Origin of the sequence: Thermohalobaculum xanthum (assembly GCF_016623495.1) — a bacterium.
In the GTDB taxonomy this organism is placed as follows: Bacteria; Pseudomonadota; Alphaproteobacteria; order Rhodobacterales; family Rhodobacteraceae; genus Thermohalobaculum; species Thermohalobaculum xanthum.
Map to the genome: position 1 here is coordinate 115,087 of NZ_JAEHHL010000001.1, position 13,038 is coordinate 128,124.

The window sequence follows — 13,038 nt, forward strand, 5'->3', positions numbered from 1 at the left end:
AGCGCCGCATGACAGGTGATTTCCATCTTCCGCCGACGGATCCCGAGTGGCCCGAGCTTTGCCCCGGATGGGTGTGGCTCGTCGGGGCGGGCCCCGGCGATCCCGGGCTGCTCACGCTCCATGCGCTGAATGGACTGCGCCAGGCCGATGTCATCGTCTACGACGCGCTCGTGGACTCGAGAATCCTGACCTGGGCGGCACAGGGAGCGGAGATCGAATACGCTGGCAAGCGAGGCGGCAAGCCTTCGCCCAAGCAGCGCGATATCTCGCTCAGACTGATCGAGTTGGCGCAGGCCGGCAAACGGGTGCTTCGCCTCAAGGGTGGGGACCCGTTCGTCTTTGGCCGCGGTGGCGAGGAGGCACAGGCCCTGGTCCAGGCGGGCATTCCGCTGCGGATCGTGCCGGGCATCTCGGCGGGGATCGGCGGTCTTGCCTATGCCGGGATTCCGGTAACGCATCGCGACGTCAATCAGGCGGTGACGTTTGTGACAGGGCACGACGCATCGGGCGATGCGCCAGGGGGCATCGACTGGGAAGCGCTGGCCCGATCGTCGCCGGTGATCGTGTGCTACATGGCGATGAAGACGCTTCCCGAAATCTCGTCTCGCCTGATTGCAGCCGGACGGCCGGCAAGCGAGCCCGTCGCCATCGTCACGGACGCGACATTGCCGGCGCAACGGGTTCTCGAGACGACGCTTGCCAGCGCGGCCGAGGACGCGGCATCGGCAGGAATGGAGCCTCCGGCCATCGTCTGCATCGGGCGCGTCGCACTCATGCACCGCGCGCTCGACTGGATCGGTCAGATGGCCGGGCGCGCGCCGCGCGACACGGACCCGCTCGCAGGCGTGCCAAGTCCACGCCAGACCGGATGAGTCGTGGAGCGGGGCCGCGCGGGTTCGTGATCGCCGCCCCTGCGTCGGGCGCGGGCAAGACCACGGTGACGCTCGGCCTCGTGGCGGCGCTGGTCGCGCGTGGCCATAATGTCGTTCCCGCGAAATCCGGACCTGACTATATCGACCCGGCTTTTCTTGCCGCCGCCGCGAGACGCGATTGCGTGACGCTCGATGCCTTCGCGGCGGACCCCGCACAGCTTCGTGCCCGAGCATCTGCCGCGCTTGCCGCCTCGGGGCCGGGGTCGCTTCTCGTGGTCGAGGGCGCGATGGGCCTCTTCGACGGCGCCGATGACGGCACGCCGGCGGGATGCGGATCGACCGCTGATGTCGCAGCCGCACTTGGTCTGTCGGTCGTCGTGGTCCTCGACGTCGCCCGCATGGGGCAGGGCGCGGCTGCGATCGTCCGCGGACTGGCCGGCTATCGCGATGACGTGCGCGTCGCCGGTGTGTTGCTCAACCGGGTCGCCTCCGCTCGGCATGAGCAGATGTTGCGCTGTTCGGTGGGTGTCGTGGCGCCCGTGCTGGGGACGCTGGGGCGATACGAGGATCTCGTCACCCCGTCGCGCCATCTTGGCCTCGTGCAGGCGGGCGAGCGTGCCGATCTTGCCGACTTCATCGCGACAGCGGCAAAGCGGGTATCGGACGGTGTTGACCTCGGCGCCCTGGTCGATACCGCGGTTGCCCCTCACGACGGGGCGGAGGTGCGTCGGCTGCCGCCACCGGGGCAGCGGGTGGCGGTGGCGCGCGATCTGGCTTTTGCCTTCGCCTATCCGCACATGCTGGCGGACTGGCGCGCGCAGGGGGCCGAGATCCGTCCATTCTCGCCGCTCGCTGACGAAGCGCCGGATGCCGAGGCCGATGCGGTCTTTCTGCCGGGCGGGTATCCCGAGCTTCATGCCGCACAACTTGCAGCGGCATCGAGGTTCCGGGAGGGCATGATCGACGCGCGTGCGCGCGGCGCGAGGATCTACGGCGAGTGCGGCGGCTACATGGTTCTCGGCAAGGCGTTGGTCGATGCTGACGGGGTTTCGCACCGGATGCTCGGCTTTCTCGAGCTTGAGACCAGCTTTGCCGCGCGCCGGATGCATCTGGGCTACCGGCGGCTCACGCCCCGCGGAGGTCCGTGGCAAGGCCCAATGGTGGCGCATGAATTTCACTACGCCACGACGTTGCACGCCGAGGGCAAGCCGCTCTTTGACGCTTGCGACGCCGCGGGAACGCCGCTTGAACCCATGGGTCTGGTCGATGGCAGGATAAGCGGCAGCTTTGCGCACGTGATCGAGCCGGGCTGAGGCTCGCGGGGGATCCGCCCTTCGGTTGTTACCTGATCGTCATTCGCACGGCGTTCCTGCTTGCGCTAGAATCCCCGCATGGGTGGCTGTCGCCGGGTGCAACCGGTGGCAAAACGCGATGGAGGTGCTGCTTGTCCGACATTGCAGAACTGTCTCGACGCATCTCGCAGGCGCTTGGCGAGGTGCCTGCCGAGCGCGTGCTGCGCGGCGCGCGCGTGCTCGATCTGGTGACCGGGGACTTGCGGGAGGGCGACATCGCCATCTGCGGCGACCGGATCGTCGGCACGCTCGAGAGCTATGACGGGGCCGAGGTGATCGACGCGGACGGACTGATCGCCGTTCCGGGCTTCATCGACGGGCATGTCCATGTCGAAAGCTCGCTGGTCACGCCCTTCGAGTTCGAGCGCGTCGTCGTGCCCCGTGGCACCACTACCGCGATATGCGACCCGCATGAAGCCGCCAACGTCATGGGCGTCGATGCGATCCGCTATTTTCTCGCCTGTGCCGAGGCGATGGCGATGGATCTGCGCGTGCAGCTTTCGTCCTGCGTCCCCGCCACGGCGATGGAAACGGCAGGCGCGTCGCTCTCGATCGATGACCTTCTTCCGTTCGCCGCCCACCCGAAGGTTGTCGGGCTGGCCGAGCTCATGAATTTTCCCGGCGTCATCGCACGCGACCCGGATGTCCTGGCCAAGGCCGCCGCTTTCCAGCATCACATCGATGGTCACGCGCCATTGCTGTCGGGGCGGCCCCTCAATGCCTACCTCGCGGCGGGCGTGCGCAACGACCATGAAACCAGCAACATCGAGGAGGGCAGAGAGAAGCTCGCCAAGGGCATGCATCTCCTTCTGCGTGAGGGGTCGGTCGCACGTGACGTGGCCGCGCTCGCGCCGCTCATGACCTTGGGCGCATCGCCTTACCTGTCGTTCTGTACGGATGATCGAAGCCCGCTGGAGGTTGCCGAGCATGGTCATATCGACCATGCCATCCGGCACGCGATCGCGCGTGGCGCGGATGTGCTGGCGGCCTACCGCGCGGCCACGTGGTCGGCGGCGCGGCATTTCGGATTGACGGATCGAGGCCTGATCGCCCCGGGGCAGCGCGCGGATATCGTGCTCGTTTCCGATCTCGTCGCCTGCCGAGTCGAGAAGGTGATCCTTGCGGGCCGCCCCGTCGACCCTGCGACGTTCGAGGGGCGCGCAACCGTGCCGTCGATCGGTCGCGGCTCCGTGAAGCGCGATGTCGTGACAACGGCCGACTTCGAACTGCCCGCCTCGAGCGGGAGCAGGCCCGTGATCCAGATCATTCCGGGGAAAATCATCACGGGCCGGCTGGACGCAGTGCTGCCAGTCCGCGATGGGTTGGCGCAGGCAGACCCGGAGCAGGACATCGCCAAGATCGCGGTCCTCGAACGCCACGGCAAGAACGGAAACATCGGCCTGGGCTTCGTTCGCGGCTTTGGCCTCGCGGAAGGGGCGCTCGCGTCGTCGGTGGGGCATGACAGCCATAACATCTGCGTCGCGGGCATGAGCGATGCCGATATGGCGGCGGCGGTGAACCGGCTGATCGCCCTCGGAGGCGGTTTCGTCGCGGTCCGTAACGGCGACGTGGTGGCCGAGCTTGCCCTTCCGCTCATGGGGCTGATGTCCGACAAGCCCGCGCACGAGGTCGAGGCCGGGCTGCGGCACCTGCGCGCGGCACTGCGCGAAATGGCGTGTCCGCTCGACGACCCGTTTATCCAGCTCGCCTTCCTGCCGCTGCCCGTGATTCCTTCGCTGAAAATCACCGATCGGGGGATGTTCGACGTCGATCGCTTCGAGCTGATCTGAAAGGTCGCTTCTGTCCCCGAAGTTATCCACACACCGGAAAGCTGTGGGCAAACCGCGGGGTCGACCCAATCAGTTCTCCCTCTGACCGTGGGGGTGGGGTATCTTCCCTGCACAGACCGGGGGCACCGGCGCGCAGGTGAACGAGGCAGAGAGTTATGGCAGACGGCGCGAGACCGGGAGAGCAGGACGTTGGGGGGAGCGTCGCGCAGCCCCATAATATCGAGGCCGAACAGGCACTCCTGGGCGCGCTCCTTCTCAACAACGACGTGTTCAACCACATCGAGGCGATCGTCCAGCCGCATCATTTCTATGACCCGGTGCATGGCCGAATCTTCAAGACCGCCGCACGCCTGATCGCCAGGAACGCGCTGGCCTCGCCAGTGACGCTCAAGAGCTTCATGGCGGATGACGAGGGGCTGACGGAACTTGGCGGGCCCGAATACCTCGCGCGGCTTGCGGCCTCGACCATCTCGGTCCTCGCCGCGCGCGATTACGCGCAGACGATCCGGGACCTGGCGCTGCGGCGCGACCTGATCCGGATTGCTGACGAGATTACGTCGCGTGCCACCGCCTTCGATGTCGAAAGCGACCCGGTGAGCCAGATCACCGAGGCCGAGCAGGCGCTCTATACCCTCGCCGAAACCGGCAAGTACGAGGGCGGCTTCACCGATTTCGCCTCGGCGGCCGCGGCTGCGGCAAATGTCGTCAACCTCGCCTTCCAGCGGGGCGGGGGGCTCGCCGGAACCTCGTCCGGTATCGCGACCCTCGACTACCGGCTCGGGGGGCTCCGGAACTCGGACCTTCTGATCCTTGCGGGGCGCCCCTCGATGGGCAAGACCGCGCTGGCCACCAATATCGCCTTCAACATGGCGCGCGCGCGCCTCAAGAGCCGCCTAGCCCGGCCCGACGCCGATCAGCATGACGGCGCGGTGGTTGGCTTCTTCTCGCTCGAAATGTCGTCCGAGCAGCTGGCGAACCGCATTCTCGCCTCCGAGGCGCAGATCAAGTCACATCTGCTGCTCTCGGGCGAGCTGGACGAGGGGCAGTTCCGCCGCTTCCTCGAAGTAGCGCGCGAACTCGAGCAGATCCCGCTCTATATCGACGACACGCCGGCGCTCCCGATCTCGACGCTGGCGGCGCGTGCGCGCCGGCTCAAGCGGCAGGTGGGCCTCGACTGCCTCGTCATCGACTACCTGCAGCTCGTCCGGCCCGCCTCGGGGCGCGCGGATGGCCGCGTGCAGGAGGTGTCCGAGATCACGCAGGGCCTGAAGGCGATCGCCAAGGAGCTCGAGATCCCGGTGCTCGCGCTCTCCCAGCTGAGCCGCAAGGTCGAGGAGCGCGATGACAAGCGGCCGCAGCTTGCCGACCTTCGCGAGTCCGGGTCGATCGAGCAGGATGCCGACGTTGTGATGTTCGTCTTCCGCGAGGCCTATTATCACGACCGCGCCAAGCCGCCCGAGGACGATCCGCGCTTCCCGGAATGGCAGCAGAAGGCGGAGCGCCTGCACGGCAGGGCCGAGGTGATCATCGGAAAGCAGCGGCACGGGCCGATCGGCACCGCCGAGCTGCATTTCGAGGACAGCTTCACACGGTTTTCCGACCTTGCGCGAGACCGAGATTTCGACGCCCGCGAGGGCGGTGGATATGACGACCCGGGGTTCCAGTGAGCCCCGAGGCGACGCTGTCGGCCCGGCTCACCGTGGATCTCGATGCGCTGGCCGCGAACTGGAGGGCGCTCGACGCGCTATCCGGTGGTACCGCCTCGGCGGTCGTCAAGGCAGATGCCTATGGCCTGGGGGCCAAGAAGGTAGGACCAACGCTTGCCAGGGCGGGGGCGCGCCGCTTCTTCGTCGCATTGCCCGACGAAGGAGCGGCGCTGCGGGGTGCCCTGGGACCCGGCCCGGAAATCTGCATCCTGGGCGGTTTCGCCCCGGCTGACATCAGCCTCTTTCGCGACCACGGGCTTGTGCCGGTCCTGAACTCGGCCGCGCAGGCGCGCGCATGGTTCGACGCGATGCCCGGCGCCGCTGCCGGGCTTCAGGTCGACAGCGGGATGAACCGGCTGGGGATGGAGGCCGAGGAACTCGCGTCGATCCTGCCGCTGCCCGATGCCGTCGGCTTCGTGACGAGTCATCTCGCCTGCGCCGACGAGCCCGAGCATCCGCAGAACGCGACGCAGCTGGCTGCATTTCGCGCAATGACCGATGGGCTTGGCCTGCCGCGTTCGCTGGCGGCGACCGGCGGCATCCTGCTGGGAGAGGCCTTCCGCTTCGACTTCACGCGCCCGGGTGTCGGCATCTATGGTGGCGCGCCCTTCACCGACGCGCGCGCAGTCGTGACGCTCGAGGCTCCCATCATCCAGGTCCGCGACGTCGCCCCGGGCGAGAGCGTGGGCTATGGCGCTGCATGGAGGGCGTCGCAGCCGGCCTGGATCGCGACCATCGCCGCGGGATACGCCGACGGCATTCTGCGCGCCGCAGGGCAGGGCGGGCTTTCTGCGTTCTGGCAGGGTCGCCGGCTGCCGCTTGTCGGGCGCGTCTCGATGGATTTGATCACGCTCGATGTCTCGCGGTGCGAAGGGATCGGTCCCGGGGCGATGATCGAGCTGCTGGGCACCTCGCAAGGCGTCGATGACGTCGCAGCCGCGGCGGGGACGATTGGCTACGAGGTCCTGACAAGTCTTGGAAGCAGGTACGCCCGGCGCTATACGGGGGGCTGACTGCCGCTTGCTACACGAACGGAGCCGATGGCCATCCTTTCGCTTATCCAGGGGTTTCTCGCCTCCATCGGTGCTGCCGTGCTGGGCTTATGCCAGGCTGCGGGGCACCTGACGCTTTTCGCAGGCGCCTCGACCAGCCACATTGTCCGGCCTCCGATCTATCCGGTCGAGCTGTGGCGCCAGTTCCTGCGGATCGGCTATTTCTCGCTTCCGGTGGTGGGGCTGACGGCGCTCTTCACCGGTGCGGCGCTCGCGCTGCAGATCTATATCGGCGGCAGCCGCTTCAACGCGGAATCGGTGGTGCCCTCGATCGTGGCCATCGGCATGACGCGCGAACTGGGGCCCGTGCTTGGTGCCCTGATGGTGGCGGGGCGCGTCTCCGCGTCGATTGCTGCGGAAATCGGCACGATGCGCGTGACCGAGCAGATCGACGCGCTTACGACGCTGTCCACCAACCCGTTGAAATACCTCGTTGTCCCGCGCCTCGTCGCGGCCACGATCGCGCTGCCCATGCTTGCCTTCCTCGGCGATATCATCGGCATCATGGGGGCGTTCCTGGTTGGGGTGGGTCGTCTGGGCTTCAACGAGGCGACATATATTCAGATCACCTGGGACTTCCTCGAGTTCGGGGATGTGACGTCGGGCCTGATCAAGGCGGCGGTCTTCGGCTTCATCATCGCGATGATGGGGTGCTACCACGGTTACAATTCCGGCCGCGGCGCGCAGGGCGTCGGCCGCGCAACCACGAACGCGGTGGTGTCGGCTTCGGTCCTGATCTTTGCGTCGAACTACGTTCTCACCGAGATCCTGTTCGCCGCATGACCGAGACCGCCAAGATCGTTCTCGAAGGGGTGGCGAAGAGCTTTGGCTCGAAGCACGTGCTGCGCGGCGTCGACCTGTGCGTACAGCAGGGGCAATCGACCGTCATCATCGGAGGCTCGGGCACCGGCAAGTCGGTAACGCTGAAATGCGTCCTCGGCCTGATCTCGCCCGATGCCGGCAGCATCACGGTGGACGGCCAGGACGTCAGCCGCCTGCGCGGGCGGGCGCGCGAGACCATGCTCGACAAGTTCGGCATGCTGTTCCAGGGCGGCGCGCTGTTCGACTCGCTGCTTGTCTGGGAGAACGTGGCGTTTCGCATGCTGCAGGGCCGGCGCAAACTGCCCCGGCACGACGCCCGCGATCTGGCCATCGAGAAGCTTCGGCGTGTCGGCCTGACGCCGGAAACGGCCGACCTCTATCCGGCCGAACTGTCGGGGGGCATGCAAAAGCGTGTCGGCCTCGCGCGCGCCATTGCGGCGGAGCCCGAGATCATCTTCTTCGACGAGCCCACGACCGGGCTCGATCCGATCATGGCCGACGTCATCAACGAGCTGATCCGCGAGATCGTGGTCGAGATGGGCGCAACGGCCATGACCATTACCCATGACATGTCCAGCGTGCGGAAGATCGCGGATCGCGTGGCGATGCTGCATGACGGCGTGATCCAGTGGGAAGGCCCCGTGGACGACATCGACGCGACCGAGAACCCTTACGTCCACCAGTTCGTCAACGGGCTGGCCGAGGGCCCGATCGAAGCGATCCGCTGATGTCGGATATCTCGCTGCGCTTCTCGGCGTTCGAGCTCCTGCTGATCGCGTATCTTGGGCTCGCACCGCTCCTGATGGCCGTGGCGCTGGTGGTGCGGGCTGTCGGGGCCAGCCCGTGGGCGCGCCGCATCGCGTTCGCCGGGCTGGTGTCGTTGGGTCTGGCGGTGGCGGACGCCGCGCTCGGGCATTATTCCGACACCGAGGTCCTGGGCGGGGCGGGGAGGGCTGCTGGCCTTGCCGCTGGCGCAGTCGCCTGGGCGATGACGGCGCTGCGGGCGACCGGTCGGCGCTGGATGGACCTCGCGGTGCTCGCCCTTCCCGCAGCACTCGGGGCGGCACTGATCTGGCTCGAGCATGGCTGATGCTGGTTCTGCGGCTCGCGAATCTCGCGCTTCTTGCGCTCTATCCCGTGGCTTGGGTCTCGCCGCTCGCGACGGCGGGGCTGCTGCCGTGGTTCGAGGGCAGTCAGGTCAGCATTCTCGGCGGCCTCGGCGATCTGTGGCAGGTCGATGCAGGCCTCGCGGTGCTCGTCGCGCTGTTCGCGGTCGTGATCCCATACTGCAAGACGCTGACACTTGTCGCCGTGCAGTTCGGCTGGCTCGGGCGAAAGGCGATGCCGGCGGTCGAGGCACTGGGGAAGCTTTCGATGGTCGAGGTGTTTCTGGTCGCGGTCTATATCGTGGTCGTGAAGGGGGTAGGCTTGGGTCACGTGACGCCTGCTTGGGGGCTCTGGCTGTTCACGGCTTGCGTGCTGGGGCAGATGTGGGTCGCCCATGCCACCGCGCGGTTGATGGCGGCGAGCCGGTCATGAGCGGGCGGTCGATTGGTCTTGCGACCTGCCGCATGGTCGTGATGGTCTGACATCCATGGCAAAACCCGCCCCACAGTTCGTCTGCAATTCCTGCGGCGCCGTCTATCGAAAGTGGCAGGGCCAGTGCGATGGCTGCGGCGAATGGAACACCCTGGCCGAGGAGGCCGCGCTCTCGGTTGCAGGGCCTGCCGCGAAATCCCTGGGCGCCACGCGCGGCCGCAGCATCCAGCTTGCACCGCTGGCGGGCGAGGACCGGCCGCCACCGCGCGCCGCCAGCCGCATCGGAGAGCTTGACCGCGTTCTTGGCGGGGGATTGGTTCCCGGATCGGCGGTGCTGGTCGGCGGTGATCCGGGGATCGGGAAATCGACGCTGCTGCTGCAGGCGACTGCCGCCTTCGCGACCGCTGGCGCGCGCACGGTCTATGTCTCGGGCGAGGAGGCGATGGCGCAGGTGCGTATGCGTGCCATGCGTCTGGGGCTGTCGGACGCCGACGTTCAGCTGGCCGCCGAGACCAACCTGCGCGACATCCTCACCACGCTGGACGAATTGCGCCCGGACCTGGTGGTGATCGACTCGATCCAGACAATGTGGGCCGACAATGTCGAGAGCGCGCCGGGCTCGGTCGCGCAGGTTCGCGCCACCGCGCACGAGCTGACCTCCTTCGCCAAGCGTCGCGGCTCGGCGGTGATCATGGTGGGCCACGTCACGAAGGAGGGGCAGATCGCCGGGCCCCGGGTCGTCGAGCACATGGTCGATACGGTGCTCTACTTCGAAGGCGAGCGGGGCCACCAGTTCCGCATCCTGCGCGCGGTCAAGAACCGCTTCGGGCCGGCCGACGAGATCGGCGTCTTCGAGATGACGGGCGCAGGTCTTGCCGAGGTCACGAATCCCTCGGCGCTGTTCCTGGGCGATCGCGACGAGGGGGCGTCGGGCTCGGCGGTCTTCGCCGGGCTCGAGGGCACACGCCCCGTTCTGGTCGAGTTCCAGGCGCTTGTTGCGCCCTCGACGCTGGGCACGCCTCGGCGCGCAGTGGTCGGTTGGGACAGCTCGCGCCTCGCGATGATCCTCGCGGTCCTCGAGGCGCGCGCAGGCGTCAGCTTCGCGGGACAGGACGTCTATCTCAATGTCGCGGGCGGGCTGCGGGTGTCGGAACCGGCGGCCGACATGGCTGCGGCGGCGGCGCTGGTGTCGGCCATGACGGGCGAGGCATTACCGCCACGGTCGGTGCTTTTTGGCGAAATCAGCCTCTCGGGCGCGATTCGCCCGGTTGCACAGCCGGAACTGCGCCTTAAAGAGGCCGAGAAGCTGGGCTTTAACACCGCGTACGTGCCAAAGCAGATGAAACCGGTGGAGGAGTCTGGCATAAAGCTACGGCGCATTGCCGATTTGCCGGATCTGGTCACAACCGTGTTCGATCCGAAGCAGTGAGCGAGCGGGGTCGGGGGAGCGAGGAATGGAGTTTACACTAGTCGATGGCGGCGTCGCGGCCGTGACGCTTATTTCCGGCCTCCTGGCCTATTCACGGGGCGTCACGCGCGAGATCTTCGCAATCGGCGGATGGATCATCGCCGCGCTGTCGGCGTTCTACCTCGCACCGATCCTCGAGCCGCTGATGCGCGAGGCACCCGTCGTCGGGCCGATCCTCGAGAGTTCGTGCGTCTTCTCGATGATCGCGGCCTTCACGCTGATCGTCGCGGTCGTGCTGCTGATCCTCTCGGTCTTCACGCCGCTTGCCTCGAGCCTCGTTCTGGGCTCGGCACTTGCGCCGATCGACCGCGTTATGGGCTTCATCTTCGGGATTGCGCGCGGGCTTTTGCTGATCGCGATCGCCTATCTGCTGTTCCAGACCCTCGGCGGCGGCCAGCCGTGGGAGCCGCTCGAGACCGCGGCCTCGCGCCCGATCGTGGTCGAGGGCGCACGGCTCCTGACCGAGCATGTGCCCGCTCAGGTGCCCGAGTGGTTTGGCGCCCGCATCGACGCGCTGATGGCGCCTTGCGGCAGCGAGTCGTCGCCGATCGGCAGTCTCACGCCGAACGGAGCCGTCGCGCCGTCGGGCGAGGTTGTACCGTCGGGCGAGGTTGCACCGTCGGGCGAGGTTGCACCGTCCGGCGGGGCGACCGAGGGCGGCACCGGCACCGCACCGACCACGGGCGGCTGAAGCCCGCGTCCGGACATGGGGCGCGAATCGGAACGTTGCTGTTCTTCCCGCGGTGCCGCGCGCGCGACGGCGTCGAGTGGCATATGAAGCGCTGTTTCATCGCAGTCGCGCTGTGGCGGCGTGTGAAGGCGGGATGACAGACAGGCGCGGGCACTCTATATGAGGGCGCGCATGGCGGTCACGCGGGAGCGGGCGAATGACGGACACTCCGGCAGCCAATTTTCTTTCGGATCCATTCGACGACGACAAGCTGCGCGAGGAGTGCGGCGTCTATGGCGTCTTCGGGATGGACGAGGCTGCGAATTTCGTGGCGCTGGGGCTGCACGCCCTTCAGCACCGCGGGCAGGAGGCGGCGGGGATCGTCTCCTATACCCCCGATACGGGGTTCAATACCGTGCGGCGGCTCGGGTATGTGCGCGATCACTTCACCAAGCAGTCGGTGATGGACATCCTGCCGGGACGCATGGCGATCGGCCACACGCGGTACTCGACCGCGGGCTCGAAGGGGCAGACGGCGCTGCGTGACGTGCAGCCGCTCTATGCCGACTTCGCGATGGGCGGATGCGCGATCGCGCACAACGGCAACATCACCAATGCCGATGCCCTGCGGAGCCAGTTGATCGACCGCGGCTCGATCTTCCAGTCGGCCTCGGATACCGAGTGCATCGTCCACCTGATGGCGCGCTCGATCCAGAAGAACATCCCCGACCGGATGAAGGACGCGCTGAGGATCGTCGAAGGGGCGTTCTCGGTGATCGCGATGACCCGCTCGAAGCTGATCGGCGTGCGCGATCCGATGGGCGTTCGGCCGCTGGTCCTGGGCCGGCGGGGCGAGGGCTGGATCCTGTCCTCCGAGACCTGTGCGCTCGATATCATCGGCGCCGAGTTCGTGCGCGAGATCGAGCCGGGCGAGATGGTGATCATCACTTCCTCGGGGCTCGAGAGCCTGCGGCCCTTCGAGGACCGCGACCCGCGCTTCTGCGTCTTCGAGTACGTCTACTTCTCGCGCCCTGACAGTGTGATCGGGGGGCTCTCGGTCTACGAGGCGCGGCGGCGGATCGGGGTGGAGCTTGCACGCGAGGCGCCGGTCGAGGCCGATCTCGTCTGTCCGGTGCCTGACAGCGGAACGCCGGCCGCGATCGGTTTCAGCCAGGCGAGCGGTATTCCCTACGCCATGGGCATCATCAAGAACCAGTATGTCGGGCGCACCTTCATCGAGCCGACCGAGCAGATCCGCGACATGGGCGTCCGGCTCAAGCTCAACATCAACCGCGCGGTCGTCGCGGGCAAACGGGTGGTGCTGGTCGACGACTCGGTGGTGCGCGGCACCACCAGCCGCAAGATCAAGGACATGATGCTGGATGCGGGCGCCAAGGAGGTGCATTTCCGCATTGCCTCGCCGCCCACCAAGTGGCCGTGCTTCTATGGCGTGGACACGCCCGAGCGCGAGAAACTGCTGGCGGCGCGGATGAGCGAGGACGAGATCCGGACCTATCTGCAGGTCGACAGCCTCCGGTTCATCTCGCTCGACGGGCTCTACCGCGCCTGCGGGAACCCGGCTGGCCGGAACGTGGCCGAGCCCCAGTTCTGCGATGCCTGCTTCTCGGGTGAATACCCGATCGAGCCGACGGATGCGCGGGCGCGTGGCTGCATGAAGCTGCCCGAGGACGCGTGAAAGCGAGGGGTTTTCACGCGTGAAATCCCTTATAAGCCTCTGTTAATAAAAGAACATTGCATCGAGAGGCG

Annotated in this window: 12 protein-coding genes; all 12 read left to right on the forward strand. The window is 67.2% G+C overall.

The window, feature by feature from the left end:
- Positions 1–8: 8 nt before the first annotated feature.
- The 12 genes from cobA (at position 9) to purF (ending at position 12,967) form a co-directional block, all read left to right on the forward strand.
- On the forward strand, positions 9–872 hold the full coding sequence (gene cobA, locus H0I76_RS00570; RefSeq protein ID WP_200605667.1) for a uroporphyrinogen-III C-methyltransferase: 864 nt from the start codon (positions 9–11) through the stop codon (positions 870–872).
- On the forward strand, positions 869–2,185 hold the full coding sequence (locus H0I76_RS00575) for a cobyrinate a,c-diamide synthase (protein WP_200605668.1): 1,317 nt from the start codon (positions 869–871) through the stop codon (positions 2,183–2,185). Before cobA ends, H0I76_RS00575 begins: the two co-directional genes overlap by 4 nt.
- Positions 2,186–2,325: 140 nt before the next feature.
- On the forward strand, positions 2,326–4,014 hold the full coding sequence (ade, locus tag H0I76_RS00580; protein WP_200607740.1) for an adenine deaminase: 1,689 nt from the start codon (positions 2,326–2,328) through the stop codon (positions 4,012–4,014).
- Between the two features lie 155 nt (positions 4,015–4,169).
- Positions 4,170–5,681 (forward strand): replicative DNA helicase, encoded by a 1,512-nt coding sequence (locus tag H0I76_RS00585; protein ID WP_200605669.1) that lies wholly within the window; start codon positions 4,170–4,172, stop codon positions 5,679–5,681.
- Positions 5,678–6,733: an alanine racemase gene (gene alr, locus H0I76_RS00590; RefSeq protein WP_325166041.1), complete on the forward strand. Its 1,056-nt coding sequence runs from the start codon at positions 5,678–5,680 to the stop codon at positions 6,731–6,733. The genes H0I76_RS00585 and alr overlap by 4 nt, the downstream gene beginning before the upstream one ends.
- A 27-nt stretch (positions 6,734–6,760) precedes the next feature.
- Positions 6,761–7,555 (forward strand): MlaE family ABC transporter permease, encoded by a 795-nt coding sequence (locus H0I76_RS00595; RefSeq protein WP_200605670.1) that lies wholly within the window; start codon positions 6,761–6,763, stop codon positions 7,553–7,555.
- Positions 7,552–8,322: an ABC transporter ATP-binding protein gene (locus tag H0I76_RS00600; protein ID WP_200605680.1), complete on the forward strand. Its 771-nt coding sequence runs from the start codon at positions 7,552–7,554 to the stop codon at positions 8,320–8,322. Before H0I76_RS00595 ends, H0I76_RS00600 begins: the two co-directional genes overlap by 4 nt.
- On the forward strand, positions 8,322–8,684 hold the full coding sequence (locus H0I76_RS00605; protein ID WP_200605682.1) for a hypothetical protein: 363 nt from the start codon (positions 8,322–8,324) through the stop codon (positions 8,682–8,684). The genes H0I76_RS00600 and H0I76_RS00605 overlap by 1 nt, the downstream gene beginning before the upstream one ends.
- Positions 8,684–9,133: a paraquat-inducible protein A gene (locus tag H0I76_RS00610; RefSeq protein ID WP_200605684.1), complete on the forward strand. Its 450-nt coding sequence runs from the start codon at positions 8,684–8,686 to the stop codon at positions 9,131–9,133. The genes H0I76_RS00605 and H0I76_RS00610 overlap by 1 nt, the downstream gene beginning before the upstream one ends.
- 55 nt (positions 9,134–9,188) lie before the next feature.
- Positions 9,189–10,562, forward strand: a complete 1,374-nt coding sequence (gene radA, locus H0I76_RS00615) for a DNA repair protein RadA (protein WP_200605686.1) — start codon at positions 9,189–9,191, stop codon at positions 10,560–10,562.
- A 25-nt stretch (positions 10,563–10,587) separates the two neighbouring features.
- Positions 10,588–11,292: a CvpA family protein gene (locus H0I76_RS00620; RefSeq protein WP_200605688.1), complete on the forward strand. Its 705-nt coding sequence runs from the start codon at positions 10,588–10,590 to the stop codon at positions 11,290–11,292.
- 196 nt (positions 11,293–11,488) lie between these two features.
- Positions 11,489–12,967 carry an amidophosphoribosyltransferase gene (gene purF, locus H0I76_RS00625; protein WP_200605690.1) on the forward strand — a complete coding sequence of 493 codons (1,479 nt, stop codon included), beginning with the start codon at positions 11,489–11,491 and terminating at the stop codon, positions 12,965–12,967.
- The last annotated feature ends 71 nt before the right edge of the window (positions 12,968–13,038 follow it).

What these genes read in the sequence shown, in the direction of transcription:
- cobA (WP_200605667.1), top strand. Translation starts at nt 9, where the DNA reads ATGACAGGTGATTTCCATCTTCCGCCGACGGATCCCGAGTGGCCCGAG.
- H0I76_RS00575 (WP_200605668.1), top strand. Translation starts at nt 869, where the DNA reads ATGAGTCGTGGAGCGGGGCCGCGCGGGTTCGTGATCGCCGCCCCTGCG.
- H0I76_RS00585 (WP_200605669.1), top strand. Translation starts at nt 4,170, where the DNA reads ATGGCAGACGGCGCGAGACCGGGAGAGCAGGACGTTGGGGGGAGCGTC.
- H0I76_RS00595 (WP_200605670.1), top strand. Translation starts at nt 6,761, where the DNA reads ATGGCCATCCTTTCGCTTATCCAGGGGTTTCTCGCCTCCATCGGTGCT.
- H0I76_RS00600 (WP_200605680.1), top strand. Translation starts at nt 7,552, where the DNA reads ATGACCGAGACCGCCAAGATCGTTCTCGAAGGGGTGGCGAAGAGCTTT.
- H0I76_RS00605 (WP_200605682.1), top strand. Translation starts at nt 8,322, where the DNA reads ATGTCGGATATCTCGCTGCGCTTCTCGGCGTTCGAGCTCCTGCTGATC.
- H0I76_RS00610 (WP_200605684.1), top strand. Translation starts at nt 8,684, where the DNA reads ATGCTGGTTCTGCGGCTCGCGAATCTCGCGCTTCTTGCGCTCTATCCC.
- radA (WP_200605686.1), top strand. Translation starts at nt 9,189, where the DNA reads ATGGCAAAACCCGCCCCACAGTTCGTCTGCAATTCCTGCGGCGCCGTC.
- H0I76_RS00620 (WP_200605688.1), top strand. Translation starts at nt 10,588, where the DNA reads ATGGAGTTTACACTAGTCGATGGCGGCGTCGCGGCCGTGACGCTTATT.
- purF (WP_200605690.1), top strand. Translation starts at nt 11,489, where the DNA reads ATGACGGACACTCCGGCAGCCAATTTTCTTTCGGATCCATTCGACGAC.